This window comes from Jeotgalicoccus huakuii (genome assembly GCF_036665975.1).
GTDB lineage: Bacteria > Bacillota > Bacilli > Staphylococcales > Salinicoccaceae > Jeotgalicoccus > Jeotgalicoccus marinus.
Genome location: NZ_JAVIYN010000001.1, coordinates 140,665 through 161,539 on the forward strand (window position 1 = coordinate 140,665; position 20,875 = coordinate 161,539).

The 20,875-nt window shown below is 38.6% G+C and carries 19 protein-coding genes; 15 read left to right on the top strand and 4 right to left on the bottom strand.

Features of this window, described 5'->3' with window-relative positions; translation table 11 throughout:
- Positions 1 to 4 precede the first annotated feature (4 nt).
- From fdrA to arcC, 4 genes are read left to right on the top strand one after another with little or no spacing between them, the layout of a single operon-like run.
- Positions 5 to 1,756 carry an acyl-CoA synthetase FdrA gene (gene fdrA / locus V6E76_RS00590; protein WP_247348046.1) on the top strand — a complete coding sequence of 584 codons (1,752 nt, stop codon included), beginning with the start codon at positions 5 to 7 and terminating at the stop codon, positions 1,754 to 1,756.
- A complete protein-coding gene (locus V6E76_RS00595; RefSeq protein WP_247348048.1) occupies positions 1,756 to 3,021 on the top strand; it encodes a YlbE family protein in 1,266 nt (421 codons plus the stop codon). Before fdrA ends, V6E76_RS00595 begins: the two co-directional genes overlap by 1 nt.
- Complete coding sequence (locus V6E76_RS00600) at positions 3,021 to 3,785, top strand: oxamate carbamoyltransferase subunit AllH family protein (protein ID WP_247348049.1); 765 nt, start codon at positions 3,021 to 3,023, stop codon at positions 3,783 to 3,785. Before V6E76_RS00595 ends, V6E76_RS00600 begins: the two co-directional genes overlap by 1 nt.
- Before the next feature lie 4 nt (positions 3,786 to 3,789).
- Positions 3,790 to 4,728: a carbamate kinase gene (gene arcC, locus V6E76_RS00605; protein WP_166626578.1), complete on the top strand. Its 939-nt coding sequence runs from the start codon at positions 3,790 to 3,792 to the stop codon at positions 4,726 to 4,728.
- 275 nt (positions 4,729 to 5,003) lie between these two features.
- On the opposite strand, the gene V6E76_RS00610 is transcribed toward arcC, so the two are convergent.
- Together V6E76_RS00610 and V6E76_RS00615 are read right to left on the bottom strand one after the other, a co-directional pair.
- Positions 5,004 to 6,080: a YkvI family membrane protein gene (locus V6E76_RS00610; protein ID WP_166626579.1), complete on the bottom strand. Its 1,077-nt coding sequence runs from the start codon at positions 6,078 to 6,080 to the stop codon at positions 5,004 to 5,006.
- A gap of 141 nt (positions 6,081 to 6,221) precedes the next feature.
- Entirely contained in the window at positions 6,222 to 7,319 is a 1,098-nt protein-coding gene (locus tag V6E76_RS00615) for a YkvI family membrane protein (protein WP_166626580.1), read from the bottom strand.
- Between the two features lie 145 nt (positions 7,320 to 7,464).
- Between V6E76_RS00615 and V6E76_RS00620 the strand changes: the two genes are divergently transcribed.
- The gene (locus tag V6E76_RS00620; RefSeq protein ID WP_247348051.1) at positions 7,465 to 8,925 is read left to right on the top strand and encodes a protein adenylyltransferase SelO; all 1,461 of its coding nucleotides are present in this window, start codon (positions 7,465 to 7,467) and stop codon (positions 8,923 to 8,925) included.
- 28 nt (positions 8,926 to 8,953) lie between these two features.
- A complete protein-coding gene (locus V6E76_RS00625) occupies positions 8,954 to 9,574 on the top strand; it encodes a DedA family protein (RefSeq protein WP_247348053.1) in 621 nt (206 codons plus the stop codon).
- 38 nt (positions 9,575 to 9,612) lie between these two features.
- On the opposite strand, the gene V6E76_RS00630 is transcribed toward V6E76_RS00625, so the two are convergent.
- Complete coding sequence (locus tag V6E76_RS00630; RefSeq protein ID WP_247348055.1) at positions 9,613 to 10,494, bottom strand: ketopantoate reductase C-terminal domain-containing protein; 882 nt, start codon at positions 10,492 to 10,494, stop codon at positions 9,613 to 9,615.
- Between the two features lie 76 nt (positions 10,495 to 10,570).
- Here V6E76_RS00630 and panB point away from each other — a divergent pair, with 76 nt between their 5' ends.
- The 3 genes from panB to V6E76_RS00645 are packed head-to-tail and all read left to right on the top strand — an operon-like array spanning position 10,571 to position 13,218.
- Complete coding sequence (gene panB / locus V6E76_RS00635) at positions 10,571 to 11,374, top strand: 3-methyl-2-oxobutanoate hydroxymethyltransferase (RefSeq protein WP_247348057.1); 804 nt, start codon at positions 10,571 to 10,573, stop codon at positions 11,372 to 11,374.
- Complete coding sequence (gene panC, locus V6E76_RS00640) at positions 11,371 to 12,210, top strand: pantoate--beta-alanine ligase (protein ID WP_247348060.1); 840 nt, start codon at positions 11,371 to 11,373, stop codon at positions 12,208 to 12,210. The genes panB and panC overlap by 4 nt, the downstream gene beginning before the upstream one ends.
- A gap of 15 nt (positions 12,211 to 12,225) precedes the next feature.
- A complete protein-coding gene (locus V6E76_RS00645; RefSeq protein WP_247348062.1) occupies positions 12,226 to 13,218 on the top strand; it encodes a CAP domain-containing protein in 993 nt (330 codons plus the stop codon).
- Between the two features lie 57 nt (positions 13,219 to 13,275).
- On the opposite strand, the gene lexA is transcribed toward V6E76_RS00645, so the two are convergent.
- Positions 13,276 to 13,893, bottom strand: a complete 618-nt coding sequence (lexA, locus tag V6E76_RS00650) for a transcriptional repressor LexA (protein WP_026866531.1) — start codon at positions 13,891 to 13,893, stop codon at positions 13,276 to 13,278.
- Between the two features lie 142 nt (positions 13,894 to 14,035).
- Here lexA and V6E76_RS00655 point away from each other — a divergent pair, with 142 nt between their 5' ends.
- The 6 genes from V6E76_RS00655 (at position 14,036) to V6E76_RS00680 (ending at position 20,542) form a co-directional block, all read left to right on the top strand.
- Positions 14,036 to 14,338: a hypothetical protein gene (locus V6E76_RS00655; RefSeq protein ID WP_247348064.1), complete on the top strand. Its 303-nt coding sequence runs from the start codon at positions 14,036 to 14,038 to the stop codon at positions 14,336 to 14,338.
- 91 nt (positions 14,339 to 14,429) lie between these two features.
- Positions 14,430 to 14,681, top strand: coding sequence for a DUF896 domain-containing protein (locus V6E76_RS00660; protein ID WP_247348066.1), 252 nt, complete (start codon positions 14,430 to 14,432; stop codon positions 14,679 to 14,681).
- A gap of 1 nt (position 14,682) precedes the next feature.
- On the top strand, positions 14,683 to 16,671 hold the full coding sequence (gene tkt, locus V6E76_RS00665) for a transketolase (RefSeq protein WP_247348068.1): 1,989 nt from the start codon (positions 14,683 to 14,685) through the stop codon (positions 16,669 to 16,671).
- Positions 16,672 to 16,737: 66 nt separating this feature from the next.
- A complete protein-coding gene (locus V6E76_RS00670) occupies positions 16,738 to 16,980 on the top strand; it encodes a YneF family protein (RefSeq protein WP_026866527.1) in 243 nt (80 codons plus the stop codon).
- A gap of 167 nt (positions 16,981 to 17,147) precedes the next feature.
- Positions 17,148 to 18,827 (top strand): glutathione ABC transporter substrate-binding protein, encoded by a 1,680-nt coding sequence (locus V6E76_RS00675; RefSeq protein WP_247348070.1) that lies wholly within the window; start codon positions 17,148 to 17,150, stop codon positions 18,825 to 18,827.
- Positions 18,828 to 19,003: 176 nt separating this feature from the next.
- Positions 19,004 to 20,542 (top strand): AbgT family transporter, encoded by a 1,539-nt coding sequence (locus tag V6E76_RS00680; RefSeq protein WP_247348072.1) that lies wholly within the window; start codon positions 19,004 to 19,006, stop codon positions 20,540 to 20,542.
- Positions 20,543 to 20,875 lie beyond the last annotated feature (333 nt).

A 20,875-nucleotide genomic window follows, 5' to 3' on the forward strand; every position in this document is an offset into this window, starting at 1 on the left:
TATGATGTTATATACAATTATTAAGGGAAACACTTATCAAGATTCCATCGTGCTTATGCTTTTAAGTCAAAAACTTAGTGCTATGGAAGGTGTCAACAAAGCATCAGTAATGATGGGGACACCTGCTAACAAAGACATTTTCAAAGGATCTGGTTTAGGTACACCTGAATTAGAAGATGCAAGTGCAAATGACATTGTTATTGTTATCGATACTGACGATGAGTCTAAAGTTGATGAAGTTGACCAAGCAGTTGAAACTGAACTTGCTGGTGGTAGCGGTTCTGACGACAGTCAAAAATCTTCAGAAGCTCATAACTGGAAACGTGCTTTAGAACTTGCAAACAATCCTAACCTTGCATTAATTTCCATCCCTGGTACATACGCTGCGATGGAAGCAGAAAATGCTTTACGTAACGGTCTTCACGTATTCATGTTCTCAGATAACGTACCTAAAGAAGACGAAGTTCGTCTTAAAGAACTCGCTCATGAAAAAGGTCTTTTTGTAATGGGTCCTGACTGTGGTACTGGTATTATCCATAGCGTGCCATTAGCATTTACAAACACTGTTGCACAAGGTGACATTGGTGTTGTTGGTGCATCTGGTACAGGTATCCAAGAAGTAACAACAATCGTTGACCGTATGGGCAAAGGTGTTACAAATGCGATCGGTACTGGTGGACGTGACCTTTCAACAGAAGTTGGTGCGATTACTATGCTAGATAGCATTAAAGCACTTAACCAAGACCCTAAAGTTAAGGTCATTACTGTAATTTCTAAGCCACCAGCTAAAGAAGTACAAGAAAAAGTTGAGAGCGTATTACGTTCAATCGACAAACCAGTTGTTGCTCTATTCTTAGGTGCGAAACCAGAATATCAAGAGGATGCAATTTATCATGCTTATACACTTGAAGAAGCGGCAGTTGCGTCTGTACAACTTTCAAATGGTGAAACAGTTGACTTCAAACCATCTACAATTGAAGGCTTATCTGTAGACTTTGATGCGAACCAAAAAGGAATCAAAGCATACTACTCAGGTGGTACGCTAGCAAGTGAAGCGGCAATGATGATTAGACATTCACTTGGTGAAGAAGAAGTTAAAGATGAAGGATTCACTTATAAATCTACTTCACACGAGGTGATTGACCTAGGTGATGATATGTACACTCAAGGTAAACCTCACCCAATGATCGACCCTGAAAAACGTATTGAAAAATTAGAAACATCTGCTGACAGTGAAGATACAGCTGTTATTATGTTAGACAACGTTATTGGTTATGGTTCTCATGCTGACATGGCTTCTGAACTTGCTCCGACTATTAAACGTATCACTGACAAAGCTAAATCAGAAGAGCGTTCACTTGTAGTACTTGCAACTGTTGTAGGTACTGACAAAGATGCTCAAGGTTACGATAAACAACGTCAAATCTTAGAAGAAGCTGGTGCAGTTCTTTGTGATACTAACGACCAAATGGTTCGTACTGCTATTGAACTTGTTGGTGGTAAAGTTGAACAGCCAATACTTGAAACTAAGAACTTTGACAAAGGTTCAGAAGACTTATCAGTAGATGAAAAAATGATGAGCCTAATTTCAAACAACCCAAGCGTAATCAACATCGGTCTGAAAAGCTTTACAGAAGCTGTTGAAAACAGTGGAGCAGAAGTTGTTCAATTCAACTGGCGCCCAGTTGCTGGTGGAGATGAGAAGCTTATGAAAGTACTTCAATTCTTAAACAATTATGAAGGAGAGAATGTATAATGGCTTACCAAAATATCGAAGAAGCAAATAAAGCAGTCGTTCAAAAAATGATTGGTGCAGCACCTTTCTTAACTGATGTTGTGCCTGCACACACGGTAATCCCAGAATTAAAAGAACACGTTCTTTTACACGCTGGACCACCAATCAAGTATGAAAACATGACTGATCCTATGCAAGGTTCTTGTGTCGGTGCAATCCTTTTTGAAGGATGGGCAAAAGACGAAGCAGGTGCACGTGAATTATTAGAAAATGACAAAATCACTTTCATTCCGTGTCACCATGTAAACGCTGTTGGTCCAATGGGTGGTATCACTTCAATGAACATGCCACTTGTAGTCGTTGTAAACAAAGAACACGGTAACGAAGCATACTGCACAATGAACGAAGGTATCGGTGCGGTACTACGCTTCGGTGCGTTCAACGACCAAGTTATCAGCCGTTTACACTGGATGAAAGATGTCCTAGCTCCAGTTTTATCTAAAGCACTTAAAACTATGGACGAAGGACTTAACGTTAACGTTCTAGTTTCTAAAGCAATTGCAATGGGTGACGAATTCCACCAAAGAAACATTGCAGCTTCATTAGCATTCTTAAAAGAAGTTGCACCAGCAATCACATCATTAGAAGATGTATCTCTAGAAGACAGAGAAGCAGTTATGCAGTTCTTAGCTGATACTGATCAATTCTTCTTAAACATTGCGATGGCTACGGGTAAAGCAATGACAGATGCTGCACGTACAATCGAACACGGAACAATCGTTACAGCAATGTGCCGTAACGGTGAAAACTTCGGTATCCGTATCGCTGGTATGGGTGACGAGTGGTTCACTGCGCCAGTAAACACACCACAAGGTCTATACTTCACTGGTTACTCAGCTGAAGATGCAAACACAGATATCGGTGACTCAGCAATTACTGAAACAATCGGTGTTGGTGGTATGTCAATGATCGCTGCTCCAGCAGTTACACGTTTCGTCGGTTCAGGTGGTTTCAATGACGCACTTGAAACTTCAAACAACATGGCTGAGATCACTCAACAAGAAAACCCTAACTTCATCATTCCTACTTGGGACTTCAAAGGTGCACCAACCGGAATCGATGCACGTAAAGTTGTTGAAAGTGGAATCCTTCCTGTAATCAACACAGGTATTGCACACAAAGTTGCTGGTTTTGGACAAATTGGTGCGGGTACAGTAAACCCTCCAATCGAATGTTTCGAAAAAGCAATCACAGCTTATGCCAAGAAATTAGGTTTTGAAGCTTAATGATATACCAAGCAAGTGCGGTCGGATCGATCGCACTTGACTTATTAAATCAGAACAATCACATGCGTGTGCATAGTATTTTCAACAATGGTTTTAATATTGTTAATGAATCTAACGACTTAATCTTCGTTGGAACGACTAAAAATGGATATTTTCCATTCGGTGTCACAATCGATAAAAACACCATGCATTATGCTAAGGAATTTTTGTCTGTTGGTCATAAAGTCAAGGTGAGCCAACGTGGTATTGACCATAAAGATTTTATGATTATGTTGAATCAGGCTGACTTAGTTAAATATGACAAGGTTGAAGCCGGAGACACTACTGCTATAAAAAAAGTAGTGATCGACTTTGATTTTGAAAAATTTAATGATAGTGATTTTTATCCTGAAAAAATGAGTGAGATATTAGACGCATTGGCTGATGAAAACTCAAGCTTCCCCCTTAAATACTTAGTGGGGAGAGGATCTGGATTAACACCATCTGGTGATGATATGATTACAGGTATTTTATATGTGGATGCACTAGATCCCTTTATCAGTGAAGTGCATAAAAATTCCTTAGCTTCATATCTATCGGAGACGGTGACGACTATAGTCAGTGAAAATTTTATTAAGCTCGCTCTAAAAGGTATATTTTCTTCGAAGATTACCGCACTTGGTGAGAACCCAAGTAAGGAAGCCGTTGAGGCCTTAGTGGCTTTAGGATCTTCTTCTGGCCATGACACACTCTACGGAATCTATATGACATTAAATAGGAGATGAAATAATGGGTAAAAAAGTAGTTTTAGCTTTAGGTGGTAACGCCATCTTACAACCAAAACAAGAAGCAACATTTGAAAACCAATACCAAAACGTAATTAATGCGGCAAACCGTATGGTTGAAATTTCAGAAGCAGGTCACAAAATCGTAGTCACTCACGGTAACGGACCACAAGTCGGAAACATCATCGCTCAAAACGAAGCGGCAAAAGAAGAAATTCCTGCAATGCCAATCTTCGTTAACAACGCTGAATCTCAAGGTATGATCGGTTATATGATGGAATCAGCATTGAAAAACCGTTTAATCCAAGGTGGAGACAATACAAACGTTGTGACTCTACTGACTATGGTAGAAGTAGACAAAGATGATCCAGCATTTGAAAACCCAACAAAACCAGTAGGTGTATTCTTCGACGAAGAAGAAGCTAAACGCTTAACAGAAGAAAAAGGCTACCAAATGGCTGAAGATGCTGGACGCGGATTCCGTCGTGTCGTACCTTCACCAGAACCTAAAGTCATCCACGGTGTGGACGAAATTAAATCTCTTATTGAAACATCAATCGTCGTATCATCAGGCGGTGGGGGTATTCCAATCTACCGTGACGAAAAAGGTCAAATCAACGGTGTTGAAGCCGTTATCGATAAAGACCGTTCTGGCTTAAAACTTTCAGAACAAACTGATGCAGACGTATTCATGATGCTTACAGACGTACCAAACGTCTACATCAACTTCGGTAAAGAAAACGAACAAAAATTAGAAGAAATTACAGTAGCAGAAGCAGAACAATACGTTGCAGAAGGACAATTCCCTGCAGGTTCAATGCTTCCTAAAATTGAAGCTGCAATTGCCTTCGCTAAACACGAAGGTAAAGAAGGTATCATTTGCTCACTAGATGAAGCTGTTCTTGCCCTAGAAGGTAAAGCAGGTACAAGAATTAAACTATAAGATTTTAGTGGATTGCCAACGACCGCTCGGTCGTTGGCTTTTTTTGTGTAGGTATCTGGCTGGTGTTGAGGTGGTGGGTTAATGTATGGCTGTAGCTCCGCTTCGAAGTAAAAACTAAGCTGATGAATGGGTGTAGCTCCGCTTCGAAATAACAACGAAGCTGATGAATGGTTATAGCTCCGCTTCGAAATAAAAACGAAGAGGAGCATCGTTCAAACCCCCAAAACACAACAAAAACCCGACCCTCCTCGGGTCGGCACCAAGCCACAAAATCATTAGAGTAGTTTTTTCTTAGTGTTCTTGTTAATAAGCCAGCGAATAAACAGGGCAAGTGAAATGGCGAGCCCGATGTATCCGAGTATTGGGTAAACGATGTTGACGAGCTCGACGAAACCGACTTTAGAAATTAAGAAGGCTCCAATGAGTGACACAACTAGGAGCATTTTGTACTTGCCTGAGTAGGGCTCGGTGAATCTTGAAAGGAACGGGTACATTAAACCTACGACTGAATTAAATATCAACAGTATGATTATGATGGAGTATACTGTTCCTAACCAGGGTGCCATATTTTCTGCCATTAACATTGCTGGTAATGGGACTTCATTGGCATCTGGCATAATGGAGAGTACACCAACATTAACGAGTACCATTAATAAGAGGGTGATCAGACCGCCATAGATTGCTCCACGTCTTGCGATAGCGTGTTTGGCAGCACCAGCGCCCATAATCGATAAAAAGCTAAACGCGACTGCGAAAGCTAAACCAGCGTATGTGATTGAATCGAACCACCAAAATTTTGACGGTGCACGTGTTGGATCAACATAATTATTAACTTCAGAATAAGGTACTGTTGGATTTAAAATATTATAGGTTGTAATAATAACGACAGCGATGATCAATAGGGGCGTAATACCTCCGATTATATTGACGATCTTGTCGAAATTAAGAAGTAAGGTTCCTGCAGTTATGACGATCAATATTAAGACTCCGATATCAGGTGAGATACCAAATGCTTGATTAAAGGTAGCACCACTACCGGCAATCATTACGACTGCAATTCCATATAAAAAGAAGACTAAAGTGTAGTCGATAATTAATCCCAATCGCCTACCGAATAAAGCTTTAACTGGCCCTTCATGTGACTCTGCATCGAGTCTATGGCCAAGTTTTGCAGCCTGACGGCTGACAAACATTAATATAAATGCAGCCATGATGATACTGACAATACTGATCAATCCATGGCTGGCGAAGAATTGCAGGACTTCTTGTCCTGTTGAAAATCCGGCACCGACAACGATACCGGCATAGGCGAATCCAATTCGCCATGACGCTCTGTTCTTTCCGTTTGACATTCTCACAACTCCTATTATCTTGTTTACATAACTAATATAAACAACTAAGCGACTAATAAACATAGTATAGTTGTAAAAATACATATATATATAAATATCACTCTATAGTTTACGAATATACAAACTATAGAGTGATTTATATTAGTCTTCATCTGAGATTTTTTCAGCTAAATGATAAGCTTTACGTTTTAAGAAGATCCATCTTACAGTTAACATAATTCCAATGGTCAATCCAACGTAACCAAACAATGGATAGATGATATTAACAAGTTCTACGAATCCCACATATGTCGCTAGATAACCAATTACTAACGATGATATCAAGAGTATCTTATATTTCCCAGATTGTGGTTTAGTAAATCGACTTAAGAATGGATATAAGAAACCGACTACTGAGTTAAAGATTAGTAAGATAATAATAATAGAATATGCTGTACCGATCCACGGTGATAGATTATTCGCCATCTGCATTGTCGGTAAGGAAACATCATATGCTGCTGGCATAATAGACAATATACCAAAATTAATCAAGAGCATAATGAAAGTGATTAAGAGTCCACCGTATATTGCGCCGCGTCTTACGATGGATTGACGTGCACTTTCTGAACCCATTATGGATAAAAAACTGAAGGCTGTCGCTAGTGTAAAGCCTGAATAAGTTATTGCATCAAACCACCAGCTACCTGTTGGTGTGTGGCTAGTATCATTATATTGATTCACTTCAGAAAAAGGCACCATAGGGTTAAATATATTGTAGATTGCAATAATAAATAAAGCGATGACTAATACAGGTGTAATAGAACCGATAATTGAGATAATCTTATCGAAATCCATTAGTAAGGTGACGAAGGCAACAATAATTAAGAAAATCGCACCCACTTGCGGGTTGAGGCCAAAACCTTCATTGAAAGTTGCACCACTACCTGCAATCATTACAACGGCTAAACCATAGAGAAAGAATGCAAGGATGATGTCTACGACCTTACCAAGTTTGACACCAAATAAGGTGTTAAGCGGTAGGACGTGTGATTCAGCATTTGTAGAATAACCAAGTTTTGCTGCTTGGCGTCCAATAAACATTACAATGAGTCCTGTTAGTATGACGCCGATAATACTAATTAAGCCATAGCTTGAAAAAAACTGAAGTACTTCTTGGCCAGTTGCAAAACCAGCACCAACAACGATACCAGTATAGGCAAAAGCATACTTCCAAGACGCTCTTCTTAATCCGTTTGACATGATTCCAACTCCAATATAATTTAAAATGTTACTATATTATTACACATATATTATAACAAAATTCAATTATCCGTAGCTGAATTTTACAAAAATAAAATCATTTTATAGTATACTTGTCTACTATAGAAATATTAGGAGGTTTCCTATGTATAAAGGCTTGAACTTTAGCAGTGACTACAAAACATTACCACGTACCTTTTGGGCACCTTATGAACCTGAAGAATGTGAAGCGCCTAAAATGGTCTTATTTAATAAACACCTTGCCAAGCTATTAAAGCTTGAAGATGAGGCTTTAAGTGAAGACGCAGAATTTTTCTCTGGCAATCATCTACCTGAAGAAACAACCCCGATCGCACAAAGCTATATGGGTCACCAATTTGGTGTATTGAATATGTTGGGTGACGGCAGAAATGTCCTCTTAGGTGAACATAATACACCTGAAGGTGAAAAGATGGATATTGTTCTAAAGGGCTCTGGAGCAACCAAGTTCTCTAGAAATGGGGACGGACGAGCACCGATTGATTCAATGCTAAGAGAATATATCATCAGTGAATACATGGCGAATGTTGGTATTTCAACAACACGCGCGCTTGCGGTAGTTGAAACAGGAGAATATTTACAACGTCAGTCCATCGTTAAAAGTGGAATTCTTACTCGGGTCGCAGACTCTCATTTAAGGGTCGGAACTTTTGAGTTTGCTTACCATCAGTCTAGAGATAAGTTGACGACTTTAACTGATTTTGCCATTGAACGTCACTACCCATATTTAAAAGATATTGAAGCACCGAAACGCTACGAGTTGTTCTACGATCATGTGGTAAGAAAACAAGCAGAACTCGTAGCAGAATGGCAAGCAATAGGCTTTATTCATGGTGTGATGAACACTGACAATATGTCGATAGCAGGTGAAACTTTAGATTACGGGCCCTGTGCCTTCTTAGACACTTATAATCCAGATACTTATTTCTCATCTATTGATACAAACGGTCGCTATCGTTATAAAAACCAACCTTCAATTGCCCAGTGGAACTTAAGTAAGCTCGGGGAATCTTTAATTCCAGTATTAGCAGAAGAACAAGAAGAAGCGGTTAAGCTTGCACAAAATGCCTTAAATCATTTCCCACAGTACTACAATAGAAAGTATATTTCTATAATGGGCGAGAAGTTAGGGATATTAGATATGAACCATGAGGATGTTTATGATCAGAGTCTAATTAATGATTTTCTAGAGCTTATGTTTAAACATAAGGCAGATTATACTCGAACGTTTCGTGATTTTTATCTTACAAATTATCATCTTTTACCTATGTTTGACGATAGTGACTTTATTTTATGGTTTGAAAAATATCAGGCTAGAAAGAAGAGTCAAACTGCTAAGAAAGGTGAAATCGAGCTAGTAATGAATAAAAGAAATCCAAGTATGGTACCTAGAAACCATATCGTCCAAGATGCATTAGATCAAGCAATAGAAGGTCATTACGGTGAGGTTAAGCAATTGCTTAAGGCAGTGTCTAAACCTTATAACGACAAAATCGGTGGCAAATATACCGATGCACCTGGTGATGACGACATCGATCCGAATTTTAAAACATATTGCGGAACATAATTTAATAATGAATGAGGAAACTAAATAAATGCAGAGTATTTTAGAAGATTTAATAAATCAGTTTGGCTATTTTGCGATTGTCTTTTTGATTGCCCTAGAAAATATTTTTCCGCCAATTCCATCAGAGGTCATCCTGACCTTTGGTGGCTTTATGACAGCACATACTGAGATGTCGATTTTTGGCGTTATCATTGCCTCGACTGTGGGTTCAGTAGGCGGGGCTATTGTCCTTTACTATCTTGGGAGTATCCTCGGTAAAGAACGGATGAAGCGGATTGTCTTAAGATATGGTAAGTGGCTACGTGTGACAGAAAATGACATTGAAAAATCCTATAATTGGTTTGGTAAGTATGGTGGTTGGACAGTATTTTTCTGTCGTTTCGTTCCACTTATAAGAAGCCTCATTTCAATCCCTGCAGGAATGAGTAAAATGTCTATGCCGCTTTTTATAGTTTTGACAACTATTGGAACGCTGATTTGGAATACCGTTCTTGTCTATCTCGGTGCTTCAGTGGGGGAAAACTGGGAGGATATCGTCAGTGTAATGGATGTTTATTCAAATGTCGCATATGTCATTATAGCTGTAGCAGGTATCGCATTCTTAATCTGGTTCTTTTATTATAGACCGAAAAAAAAAGCGAGAAGTTAAAAAGAGTACACTTGGTTTAATTTAGCCAAGTGTACTTTTTAATTGTCCCTAATTTCATATGCTTTTAGTAATAATGTTACAGTATCGAGAATAGGTGTATGGATTGTACAAGATCCCTTTAGTGTCATTAAAAATCCTTGAATATATTGAAATTCAGTAGGCTTGTCTTGCATGACATCGTAATACATACTTGTGCCCATATGATCTGGATAGCCTAAATACATATTTATTGCCGTGTCGATAAAACCCTCATCAATGATGACACCATCAGGATTACATGTGTTCACAATATCGATTGCTTCTTTTAAGAGTTGTCTGGTAAACATAACAACAGACTGATCTTTAAATATACGAGCAGTATTTTGGCTGAGTGCAGTAACAGTGTTAACACCTGTATTGACGATGAGTTTTTCATATCTTATTCGCTTAAAGTCTTCAGTCTTCTCTATTTGAAGTTCGACTGAAGGTTTCGCTTGAATCATTTCAATGAGTGTATCAAGTGCCTTATATTGTTTGTTTTCAATGAGCAACTTTTTGTTTAAAAAGTGTTCGATGTAATCTTCTTTTTGTTGGCCGCTAATATATACAACAGCTGGCACACCATGTGAAAACATATTGTCATAACCCATACCGTTTAAGGCGAACACAATCTCAGTGTCTTCATGCATGAGCGTCGGGATTTTATCTTGTAAATCTTTTAAGGCAGGGGTCTTTGAGGCAATAAATATTAAATCGAATTTGTCGTCGACTGTGTCAATATCATAAACTGGTATCTTGTGATACTGCACGGTTTCACCAGTTTTTATAGTTAATCCATCACGGTTAGATCTTGCCATTAATTTTAATTCGACATCTAGATTTGATAGCTCGGTGGCGATGATTGATCCGACAGCGCCAGCACCGATTATACCTATTTTCATATGGTCACTCCGTTCTTTGTTTCCGGTGATTATGTGGTAAAATTAAGTATATCTAATTTCAGAAAGTAGGGAAACTATGAAATCGACTGCGGACTTAATCAACATGAAGCACGATGACAAAATTGTCATGGTAACTGCCTATGACTATCCTTCAGCTAAGTCTTGTGAGGCGGCTGGTGTCGATATTATACTCGTTGGAGATTCACTGGGCATGGTAGTGCTTGGTTATGACTCTCCTGTTAAGGTGACCTTGGCTGACATGATTCACCATACTAAGGCGGCACGCCGTGGGGCAAATGACACATATATTATTGCGGACATGCCTTTTGGATCTTATCATGGTGATGTTAATCAAGCGATTAGTAATGGTATAAAGTTATACCAGGAATCGGATGCGAACATGCTTAAATTAGAAGGTGCAGAGCGTGTTGATGTAATTGAAGGATTAATTAAGGCGGGCATACCGGTATGTGGTCACTTAGGTTTAACGCCGCAACATTTCGGTATTACTGGCTTTAAAATGCAGGCTGGAGATACTAAGCAGGCTGAACAATTAATAGAAGATGCAAAGACTTTAGAGTCAATTGGTGTATCAATGATGGTTTTAGAAGCGATTCCGAGCGATCTAGCTAAAAAAGTGACAGAGGCAGTTAGCATACCGACTATTGGTATCGGTGCAGGCGTTGACACAGATGGACAAGTACTTGTCTACCATGATTTACTTCAATATGGATCAGACAGGTTACCGAAGTTTGTGAAAAAATTTGGTAATCTTACAGAACCAGCGGTGTCCGGTTTAAGAGCCTACCGAGATGAAGTGAAAAATGGCACTTTCCCTGATGAAGAAACCACTTATAAGAAACGGGTGTACGAAACGTGAAACACAGTGTAACAATTGACGAAACTAGAGAAATTTTAAGTGAATATAAGAGACAGACTGTTGGTCTTGTTCCGACAATGGGCGCACTACATGAAGGGCACGGAGCCTTAATCCAAGCTGCCAAAGAAGCTTGTGATATCGTTGTCGTCAGTATCTTTTTAAATCCTTTGCAGTTTGGACCAGAAGAAGATTTTGAAAGTTATCCCAAAGATTTAAAAGGGGACTTAGCCTTATGTGAAAACTACGGCGTGGATCTTGTCTTTGCACCAAGTGAAAAGGTGATTTACCCAAGAGAAATGGAATTTAACATAGGTATTAAATCAATGGCAAATATACTCGATGGTGTAAAACGACCGGGTCATTTTGAAGGTGTCGTCACTGTAGTGAGTAAGTTGTTTAATATTATACAACCAGATATGGCGTTTTTCGGTGAGAAGGATCGCCAGCAACTGATGATTATTAAACGTTATGTTCAAGATTTTAATGTGCCAGTTAAAATTCAAGACGTTCCAACAAAAAGAGAAGAGAGTGGGCTTGCAAGAAGTTCAAGAAATGTGAATTTAACAGCAACGGAATATCAAGAAGCACCGAACATTTACCAAGCATTAAAGATGGCGAGTCAGAAAATTAAAGACGGTGAAACCAATGTCGATAAAATTCAATCGCTAATCAAGATTCATATTGAACAATATACGAGTGGAAGCATCGATGATTTAGCAATCTATACAGCAAATGACCTCGGCGAAATAGATGAAATTGACAGTGATGTTATCATATTCATAGCGGTACAATTTTCTAAAGCACGTCTCATCGATAATTTATACGTCAGTATTTAGAGGGGAATAGTTTGAATGAATTGGATACGACGCGCACTTGGATTAGTAATTTTATATTTGGTAGTGGTTTTTATCGTACCAGTCATTCAATCTTATGATTTTAAAAATGGGTTGAACGAAGATTACTTCAGTCATTGGTTTGAAGGCCACTTCATACCCAGTTATGATACGACGAAGATTGAAAAGGTTTATAGTAGTCAAGAAACCAACATTGATTATTCCTTAGGTTCTACAGTAACGACAGAAGGGGAAACTGTTTTAAACTCCGAGTACGAAGGTGATTTTGTGATTAAAAATGAGCCTGGTGCTTTTCACATGTTACTCGTAAGAGACGGAGAATTGACTGGTGGATATACTAATTCACCAAACGTATCACTCGGCAAGATGAGTATAGACAAGATGACTCGAGAAAAGGCTAGAGATACTTACGGTGAACCGGTGGAGTATGTTAGAAAGCAGTGGAAACGCTTGAAAGTAGAAAATGAAGAATATGATGTCTTTGATGTCGGAAATTACTATGTTTACTTCTTTTATGATATTCACGAAAGCTATCAAGCCAATGGTATGCTCGTCTTACATAAGGACGAGATTATTGATATCAGTGAGCTGTATAACCATCCATCAATAGAAGATAATGAACTCATGCACTATTATCTCTTAAATGCTACACGTTATGAATATGGCTATGGCATGTTAGAGAGAAATGCCGAAGTGGATAATGTTGCTTACTATCACAGCTTAGACATGGCGGAACGTAAGTTCTTTGATCATGATAATCCTGATGGAAATGGTCTAAAGGAAAGGTTGGAAAGAGAAAACGTGAGGTATACCTATGCTGGTGAAAATATTGCAACGGGACATACTTCTCCAATATTCGCTCACCACAGTCTGTTAAACTCACCATCTCATAGAGTGAATATTTTAAATGATAAGTTCACATCAGTGGGCATAGGGATTGAGTATGATCAGGAACAAGTGCCTTTCTATACTGAAAACTTTTTACAATAATAAATGATATACAGAAAACACGCAGAATCTTCTCTTTTAAGATTCTGCGTGTTTTTGCTAAATAAACTCTCTAAATAAACCAACTACCTTACCTAAGACACTCACATTATCAAGGAATATTGGTTCCATTGTAGAATTTTCAGGTTGTAAACGGTAGTATCCTTTTTCTTTATAGAAACGTTTAACTGTTGCTTCATCTTCATCAGTCATAGCAACAATTATTTCACCGTTGTGTGCAATGTTTTGCTTGCGTACAATGACTCTGTCACCGTCATGTATACCTGCTTCAATCATGCTATCACCAACAACATTTAATAAGAAGATTTCACTATTATGGTTGGCAGTAAAATGTTCTGGGAGGGGGAAGTATTCTTCAACATTTTCTACAGCAGTTATCGGTAAACCAGCTGTGACCTTACCAAGGACAGGCACGTGAATAACAGGTGATTCATTTACATCTGATTCTTGCACGATTTCAATCGCACGTGGTTTGGTAGGATCACGTTTAATGTAGCCCTTACTTTCTAATTTAGCGAGATGTCCATGTACGGTTGAGCTAGATTGTAAACCGACAGCATTCCCAATCTCTCTAACGCTTGGTGGATACCCCTTATCGTTAACGTTTCTTTTTATGAACTGAAATATATCTTTTTGTCTCTCTGTTAAATCTTTCATCATTTTACCTCCAACCTTATGTTAATTAAATTTTACCATATTGTAAGTACGCTTACAAACATTTGTTCGCAATTATGTTGACTAAGAACAAGTGTTCTGTTATATTGTTAATACAAACATTTGTTCGAAGGAGAGGATGTAAATGACAATTAAAGAACTGAAATCATTGATGGGATTGTTTACCGTGACGTTGAGTCTAGTGCTTTTATATAGTTTTACCAATACGGAACAAGTAGAGGGAGAGAACGTTTATTCTTCTGAAACGAAAGTGAGTACAGAAATTGTAAATGAAATTGATGGCGAACAAAAAGCGAACGCTGTGGTGTCTGAAGAAAGTGAAGTTAGCTTAGATGAAGAACTTGTGAGTGGTGTGGTTCAAACAGGTCTTTTGACAAATCGAATGGCAGAACACCTCATGAATTATGAGGTTTCGAGTGTAAAATAGATATATTGTGAGTTTATTCTCAAAATAAGTGCAGGACCGTTTGGTCTCTGCACTCTTTTTGTGGTAAATTATATGAGAAAGGATGACGCTTATGTTAGATGATGACAAGATTAAACAGCTCAATGCACTTGCAAGAAAGAAAAAGGAAAATAATATTTCTGAATCTGAAATGCGAGAGCTGACTAAATTAAGAAAAGAATATCTATCAAACTTTAGAAATTCTTTTAGAAATCACATTGAAAGTACTAAGGTCATTGATCCAGAGGGTAATGATGTTACGCCTCAAAAGGTCAAAGATATAAAAGCACAAAAAAACAATGATAGTGATAAAGGAGACAAATGATATGTCATTTGATAAGACGGATTTACTCGCAATTAATACCATTAGATCTTTAAGCATTGATGCAATTGAGAAGGCAAATTCAGGTCACCCCGGTTTACCTATGGGTGCGGCACCAATGGCTTATGTGTTATGGCAGAAGCACTTAAACTTCAACCCTAAAAATGTAAATTGGTTCAACAGAGACCGCTTTGTTTTAAGTGCTGGTCATGGTTCAATGTTGATTTACAGCTTATTACACTTATCGGGTATTCTAGAAATGGATGACTTAAAAGAATTCAGACAGTATGAATCTAAAACACCAGGACACCCTGAATTTAAACATACCGAAGGTGTTGAGGTAACGACTGGTCCACTAGGTCAAGGTTTTGCAATGAGTGTCGGTATGGCGATGGCAGAAACTCATTTAGCTGCAACGTTTAACTCTGAAAATAATAATGGACTTGTTGATCACTATACATATGTACTTGCATCTGATGGTGATTTAATGGAAGGGATCTCTCATGAGGCAGCTTCTCTAGCCGGTCACCTAGGCTTAGGTAAATTAATCGTCCTTTATGATTCTAATGATATTTCCTTAGATGGTGATTTAGACAAGAGTTTCTCAGAGAACGTAGCTGAGCGTTTCAAAGCTTACAACTGGGACTATATCCGAGTGAATGACGGTAACGATTTAGATGAAATTGACCGTGCTATTGAACAGGCTAAAACAACAAATCAACCTTCATTAATTGAAGTGAAAACTGTTATTGGGTACGGGGCACCGACGAAGTCTGGTAAGTCAGATTCACACGGGGCGCCACTTGGTGAAGATGAGCGACGTGGTGCATTTGAAGCATACGGCTTAGATCACACACAAACATTCGTCGCTGATGACAGTGTTTACGAACGTTTCCAAGAGACCTTAACTGCTCGAGGTCAGGAAAAAGAAGACGCATGGAATTCATTAGTGGATAACTTTAAGAATGAAAATAGTGATCTTCATCAACAATTTATGGATGCAATTCACCGTAAGCTTCCAGAAGGCTACAGTGATGAACTACCAACTTATGAAGCAGGAAGTAAAAAGGCAACACGTGGTAATTCAGGGGATATGATTCAAGCATTGTCTAAATCAATCCCAACTTTCTTCGGTGGTGCAGCGGACTTAGCAGGTAGTAACAAAACAAATGTTAAGGATGCAACAGACTACTCAAAAGACAATTACGCTGGGCGTAATGTTTGGTTTGGTGTGAGAGAGTTTGCAATGGCGGCTGCCTTAAATGGTATGGCGGCCCACGGTGGCGTTTATCCATACGGCGGTACATTCTTCGTATTTTCTGATTACTTAAAACCAGCGGTACGTTTAAGTGCCTTAATGAAATTACCTGTAACTTATGTATTAACACATGATTCAATTGCTGTAGGGGAAGATGGACCAACCCATGAACCTATCGAACAGTTGGCAGGCTTACGTGCAATTCCAAACTTAAACGTGATTCGTCCAGCTGATGGCAATGAAACACGTGAAGCATGGAAAGTTGCATTGGAATCAGAAGGTACACCAACAGCATTGGTGTTAACACGTCAAGATATCGAAGTGTTAGATGTTTCAAGTGAAGCTGTATCTGAAGGTGTTCAAAAAGGTGGCTATATCGTCTATGATGGTGGAGATGATGCGATTGTCTTTGCCACTGGTAGTGAAGTGGCCTTAGCTGTTAATACGGCGAAACAACTTAAAGAAGAAGGCATGAATATTAAAGTAGCATCTATACCTAATGTTCAAGCATTCTTACAACAAGACGATGCTTATATTGAGTCAGTTCTAAATACGAATATTGAAAATCGTACAGCAGTTGAAATGGCTGCAAGTCATGGTTGGCATAGATTTGTTGGCATCAAAGGAAAACTACTGACGATTGATACTTTTGGTGCGAGTGCACCAGGCGGTGAAGTTGTAGAACGTTACGGATTCACAGTCGATAACTTAGCTCGCATTATCCGTGACAAATAAACATTGAATTTACATGTTTGATATTGTAAACTAAATAGTGGTTTACACGGGAAAGAGGTGAGCATTTTGGCGACTTGGATATGGATACTAATTGTAATTGTAGCCCTCATTGGTGGTTTTGCATTAGGATTTTGGATCTCTAGAAAATACATGATGGATTATTTGGAGAAGAACCCTCCTATTAATGAAGACATGCTCAGAATCATGATGATGCAAATGGGACAAAAACCGTCTCAGAAGAAAATTAATCAGATGTTGAGCATGATGAATAAATCATCTGAACAAGCAAAAAAAGGCACAAAAAAGTAAATTAAAATGAGTTATAGGCTCATGAGTAAAAGAAGCCCTAAAATCTATACGGATTTTATGGCTTCTTTCACTATAATAAATATATTTCTGTGAATTTTACAAATATATTGAAAATTGGTAATAAACATGCATATAATAGATTATCAATCAAAAGGGGGAAAACAGCAATGAATAAGCAAAAATTTTTGACGTTTTTTGTAATCGCTTTCCTGTTAATTTTATCAGCATGTTCGAGTGATGAAAATGTAGATGAAGCAGCAAGCGGTGAAGAAGGGGCTGAAGGTGGAAACACGGGTGATTTAACAGTAGGTACATTAGCGGATGTCGTATCTCTAGATTTACATGGTTCTAACGACTCTGCATCAAGTCAGGTAAGAACAAATATCTATGAAAGATTATTAAATCAAGATGTGAATATGGAATTACAACCAGGACTCGCAACAGAGTACGAGCAAGTTGATGAAACAACATGGAACTTCAAATTACGTGAAGGCACAACATTCCACGGTGGTGAAGATTTCACTGCTGAAGATGTGGCCGCTACGTTTGACAGGGTAAGAGATGAAGCACTTGCTTCACCGGTTTTATTCTTGTATGAAATGATCGATGAGATTGAAGTAGTCAATGATTATGAAATCAATATACATACCACAATTCCATTTGCGCCATTAGCCAGCCACTTAGCGCATAGTACTGCGGGAATTATGCCTAAAGAATTAATCGATAGTGATTATCAAGCAGCCCTAGATGCGGCTGGAAGTGATATGAGTTTAGAAGAGTATTATGAAGCACGTGATAGTGGAAGTGACGCATATGAAGAAATTAAAGGTGACTTAGGCGAGCACTTAGGTACTGTAATTGGTTCTGAACCTAACGGTACTAACCACATGCAATTTGTATCACGTAGTGCAGGTGATTCAGTAACACTTGAGCGCTTTGAAGACTTCCAAGGTGGCGATCGTTACTTTGAAACTGTTGAGTTTAGAGTCATTCCTGAAACTGGTTCTAGAATTGCAGAATTAGAAACAGGTGGTATTCAAATAGCGACAGATATTGATTCTTCAAACGTAGACCGTGTTGAAAATGGATCAGACACAGCTTTAGAAGTTAAAGATTCAGTACGTATGTCATACTTAGGTTTTAATACTGAGAAAGAACCGTTCAATGATCCAAAAGTAAGACAAGCAATTTCATACGCTATTGACCGTGAAGAAATCGTAGCCGGTGTGTATGATGGTATGGGAATTCCTGCGAAAGGACCATTGGCGCCTGATGTATGGGGCTATAATGAAGACCTTGAAGGTGTTGAATTTGATTTAGAAAAAGCAAAAGAACTACTAGCTGAAACAGATGTTGCAGATGGATTCTCAACAACGCTTTGGGTAAATGACGATCAGCAAATTATTGATACAGCTGTTTATATCCAAAACAAACTTTCAGAGCTCAATATCGATGTTCAAGTTGAGCAATTTGAATGGGGTGCATATCTTGAGACCTTAGCAAATGGTGATCACGATATGTTCATCCTAGGATGGACGACGGTTACAGGGGATGCGGACTATGGTCTATATGCCTTGTTCCACTCTAAGAATATTGGTGCTGCAGGGAACCGTTCATTCTATGCAAACGATGAGGTCGATGAATTATTAGACGCCGGTCGTGCTGAGGTTGATGAAGCTGCCCGCCAAGAAGTTTATACTGAAGTCGAAGAAATCTTAGTCGAAGAAGTACCAGCATCATATCTTTTCCATGCTCAATTTGCTGTTGGTTATAATAGCACAGAAGTGAGTGGGGTGGAGATTGATCCGACAGGTCGAATTCACTTTGATAATGTAACCTTTAATTAAAAAGTTTAACAAGACTCTCGATGACCGAACAGGTCGTCGAGAGTTTTTGTTATTGAGAATAGTATACCTATCTAACTCTAGAAAACGTATTCAATGATTAACATAGTATTACTTAGTAGCAAAAAGTAAGTGCCCTGTGTATAATAATTTAGTATTCTAATAATGAGGAGCTTTCTATGAATAATTCACTTAAAGAAAAACGCTCTATTTTAGATTGGATTGAATATGGGGGAAATAAGTTACCGCATCCTGTTACTATATTTTTAATTTTTACATTACTCGTAATTATTATTTCTCATATTGCTTATCTATTTGGAGTCACTGTATCGTATACAGGTGTAAATCCTGAAACTGGAAATCAAGAGGAACTTAATGTCGAAGTCGTTAGTTTACTAACCACTGATGGCATTCGCTATATTTTTACTAGTGTTGTTGAGAACTTTACGACTTTCGTCGCTTTAGGTCCTGTACTTGTGGCTATGTTAGGTGTTGGAGTAGCTGAGAAAAGTGGTTACATAAGTGCCTTAATGACTAATGTTGTAACGAAAGCACCAAAGAAATTTATCACACCAATTGTTGTTTTTATGGGTGTAATGTCCAACGTTGCAGCAAGTGTAGGCTATGTTGTTTTAGTGCCACTTGGAGCAATCATCTTCCTAGGCTTTAGACGTCATCCATTAGCAGGACTTGCAGCGGCCTTTGCAGGTGTTGCGGGGGGTTATTCAGCAAACTTACTCATCGGTACAAATGATCCGCTTTTAGCAGGAATTACAACAGAAGCGGCAGCGATTTTAGATACTTCATATATTGTTGAAGCTACTGATAACTGGTATTTTATGTTTGCATCGACTTTCTTAGTTGTAATTTTAGGTACAATTATTACAGATAAAGTAATTGAACCAAGATTAGGTGCTTATAATTTTGATAAAGATCAAAATAGCCCAGATGATAATCTTACAAGTAGAGAAACTAAAGCATTAAGATGGGCGAATGTAGCTGCAGTGTTAACTATAATCGGGATACTGGCACTCATCGCCTTCCCTAATTCACCTTTACGTGGTGATGACGGCGGCATAATCGGTTCACCGTTCATATCAAGTATCATTTTCATTATGATGTTAGTATTCTTAATACCAGGTTTGGTTTACGGTTTTATTAATAAGAAGATTAGAAACGATAAAGACGCAGTCCAGCTAATGGATTCATCTATTTCGACTATGGCAGGCTTTATTGTCTTGATATTTTTTGCCGCACAGTTTGTTGCACTCTTTACTTATTCGAATTTAGGTACAGTTATTGCTGTTAATGGTGCACAACTTTTAGAAAGTATGGATATTGGTGTGATTCCAGTACTTATTACATTTATCTTGGTATCTGCAATTATTGACATCGTAATCGCTGCAGACTCTGCGAAATGGGCAATTATGGCGCCGATTTTTGTGCCGATGTTTATGCAGCTTGGTATCGCACCGGAAGTGAGTCAAGCAGCATATAGAATTGGAGACTCAACTACGAATGTTGTTTCACCACTCATGCCGTTCTTCCCATTAATTGTCGCTTTCGCACAACGATATGGTAAGAACAACGGTATTGGTACAGTTGTGTCGCTCATGCTTCCATACTCAATTATTTTCTTAATTGCTTGGATTATCTTGTTTGTTGTTTGGTATCTATTTGGTATTCCATTTGGACCAGGAGCAAGCATCTCATATTAAAATTTTTCCCACTTGGTGATTACCAGGTGGGATTTATTGTAGAGTGAACTAGCTGTCCTTCGATAGAAAGACGACGGCACGTATTCTGATTTATATGCCGTCGTCCGGTCCACGACGGCACATATTCTGATTTATATGCTGTCGTCCAGTCCACGACGGCAAGTATTCTGATTTATATGCCGTAGTCCGGTCCACGACGGCACATATTCTGATTTATATGCCGTCGTCCAGTCCACGACGGCACGTATTCTGATTTAGTGTCCTTGACGAAGGTCCACTTTATTAAGATTGGCAGAATACAAAATATCCATCTCAAGTATTATTTCATAATCC

Bases quoted from the DNA above. Each gene is read 5' to 3' on its own strand.
- V6E76_RS00645 (WP_247348062.1), top strand. From the start codon at position 12,226: ATGAATTGGATACGACGCGCACTTGGATTAGTAATTTTATATTTGGTA.
- tkt (WP_247348068.1), top strand. From the start codon at position 14,683: ATGTCATTTGATAAGACGGATTTACTCGCAATTAATACCATTAGATCT.
- V6E76_RS00600 (WP_247348049.1), top strand. From the start codon at position 3,021: ATGATATACCAAGCAAGTGCGGTCGGATCGATCGCACTTGACTTATTA.
- V6E76_RS00675 (WP_247348070.1), top strand. From the start codon at position 17,148: ATGAATAAGCAAAAATTTTTGACGTTTTTTGTAATCGCTTTCCTGTTA.
- V6E76_RS00595 (WP_247348048.1), top strand. From the start codon at position 1,756: ATGGCTTACCAAAATATCGAAGAAGCAAATAAAGCAGTCGTTCAAAAA.
- arcC (WP_166626578.1), top strand. From the start codon at position 3,790: ATGGGTAAAAAAGTAGTTTTAGCTTTAGGTGGTAACGCCATCTTACAA.
- fdrA (WP_247348046.1), top strand. From the start codon at position 5: ATGTTATATACAATTATTAAGGGAAACACTTATCAAGATTCCATCGTG.
- V6E76_RS00625 (WP_247348053.1), top strand. From the start codon at position 8,954: ATGCAGAGTATTTTAGAAGATTTAATAAATCAGTTTGGCTATTTTGCG.
- V6E76_RS00615 (WP_166626580.1), bottom strand. From the start codon at position 7,319: ATGTCAAACGGATTAAGAAGAGCGTCTTGGAAGTATGCTTTTGCCTAT.
- panB (WP_247348057.1), top strand. From the start codon at position 10,571: ATGAAATCGACTGCGGACTTAATCAACATGAAGCACGATGACAAAATT.
- V6E76_RS00680 (WP_247348072.1), top strand. From the start codon at position 19,004: ATGAATAATTCACTTAAAGAAAAACGCTCTATTTTAGATTGGATTGAA.
- V6E76_RS00660 (WP_247348066.1), top strand. From the start codon at position 14,430: ATGTTAGATGATGACAAGATTAAACAGCTCAATGCACTTGCAAGAAAG.
- V6E76_RS00630 (WP_247348055.1), bottom strand. From the start codon at position 10,494: ATGAAAATAGGTATAATCGGTGCTGGCGCTGTCGGATCAATCATCGCC.
- lexA (WP_026866531.1), bottom strand. From the start codon at position 13,893: ATGAAAGATTTAACAGAGAGACAAAAAGATATATTTCAGTTCATAAAA.
- V6E76_RS00610 (WP_166626579.1), bottom strand. From the start codon at position 6,080: ATGTCAAACGGAAAGAACAGAGCGTCATGGCGAATTGGATTCGCCTAT.
- V6E76_RS00620 (WP_247348051.1), top strand. From the start codon at position 7,465: ATGTATAAAGGCTTGAACTTTAGCAGTGACTACAAAACATTACCACGT.
- V6E76_RS00655 (WP_247348064.1), top strand. From the start codon at position 14,036: ATGACAATTAAAGAACTGAAATCATTGATGGGATTGTTTACCGTGACG.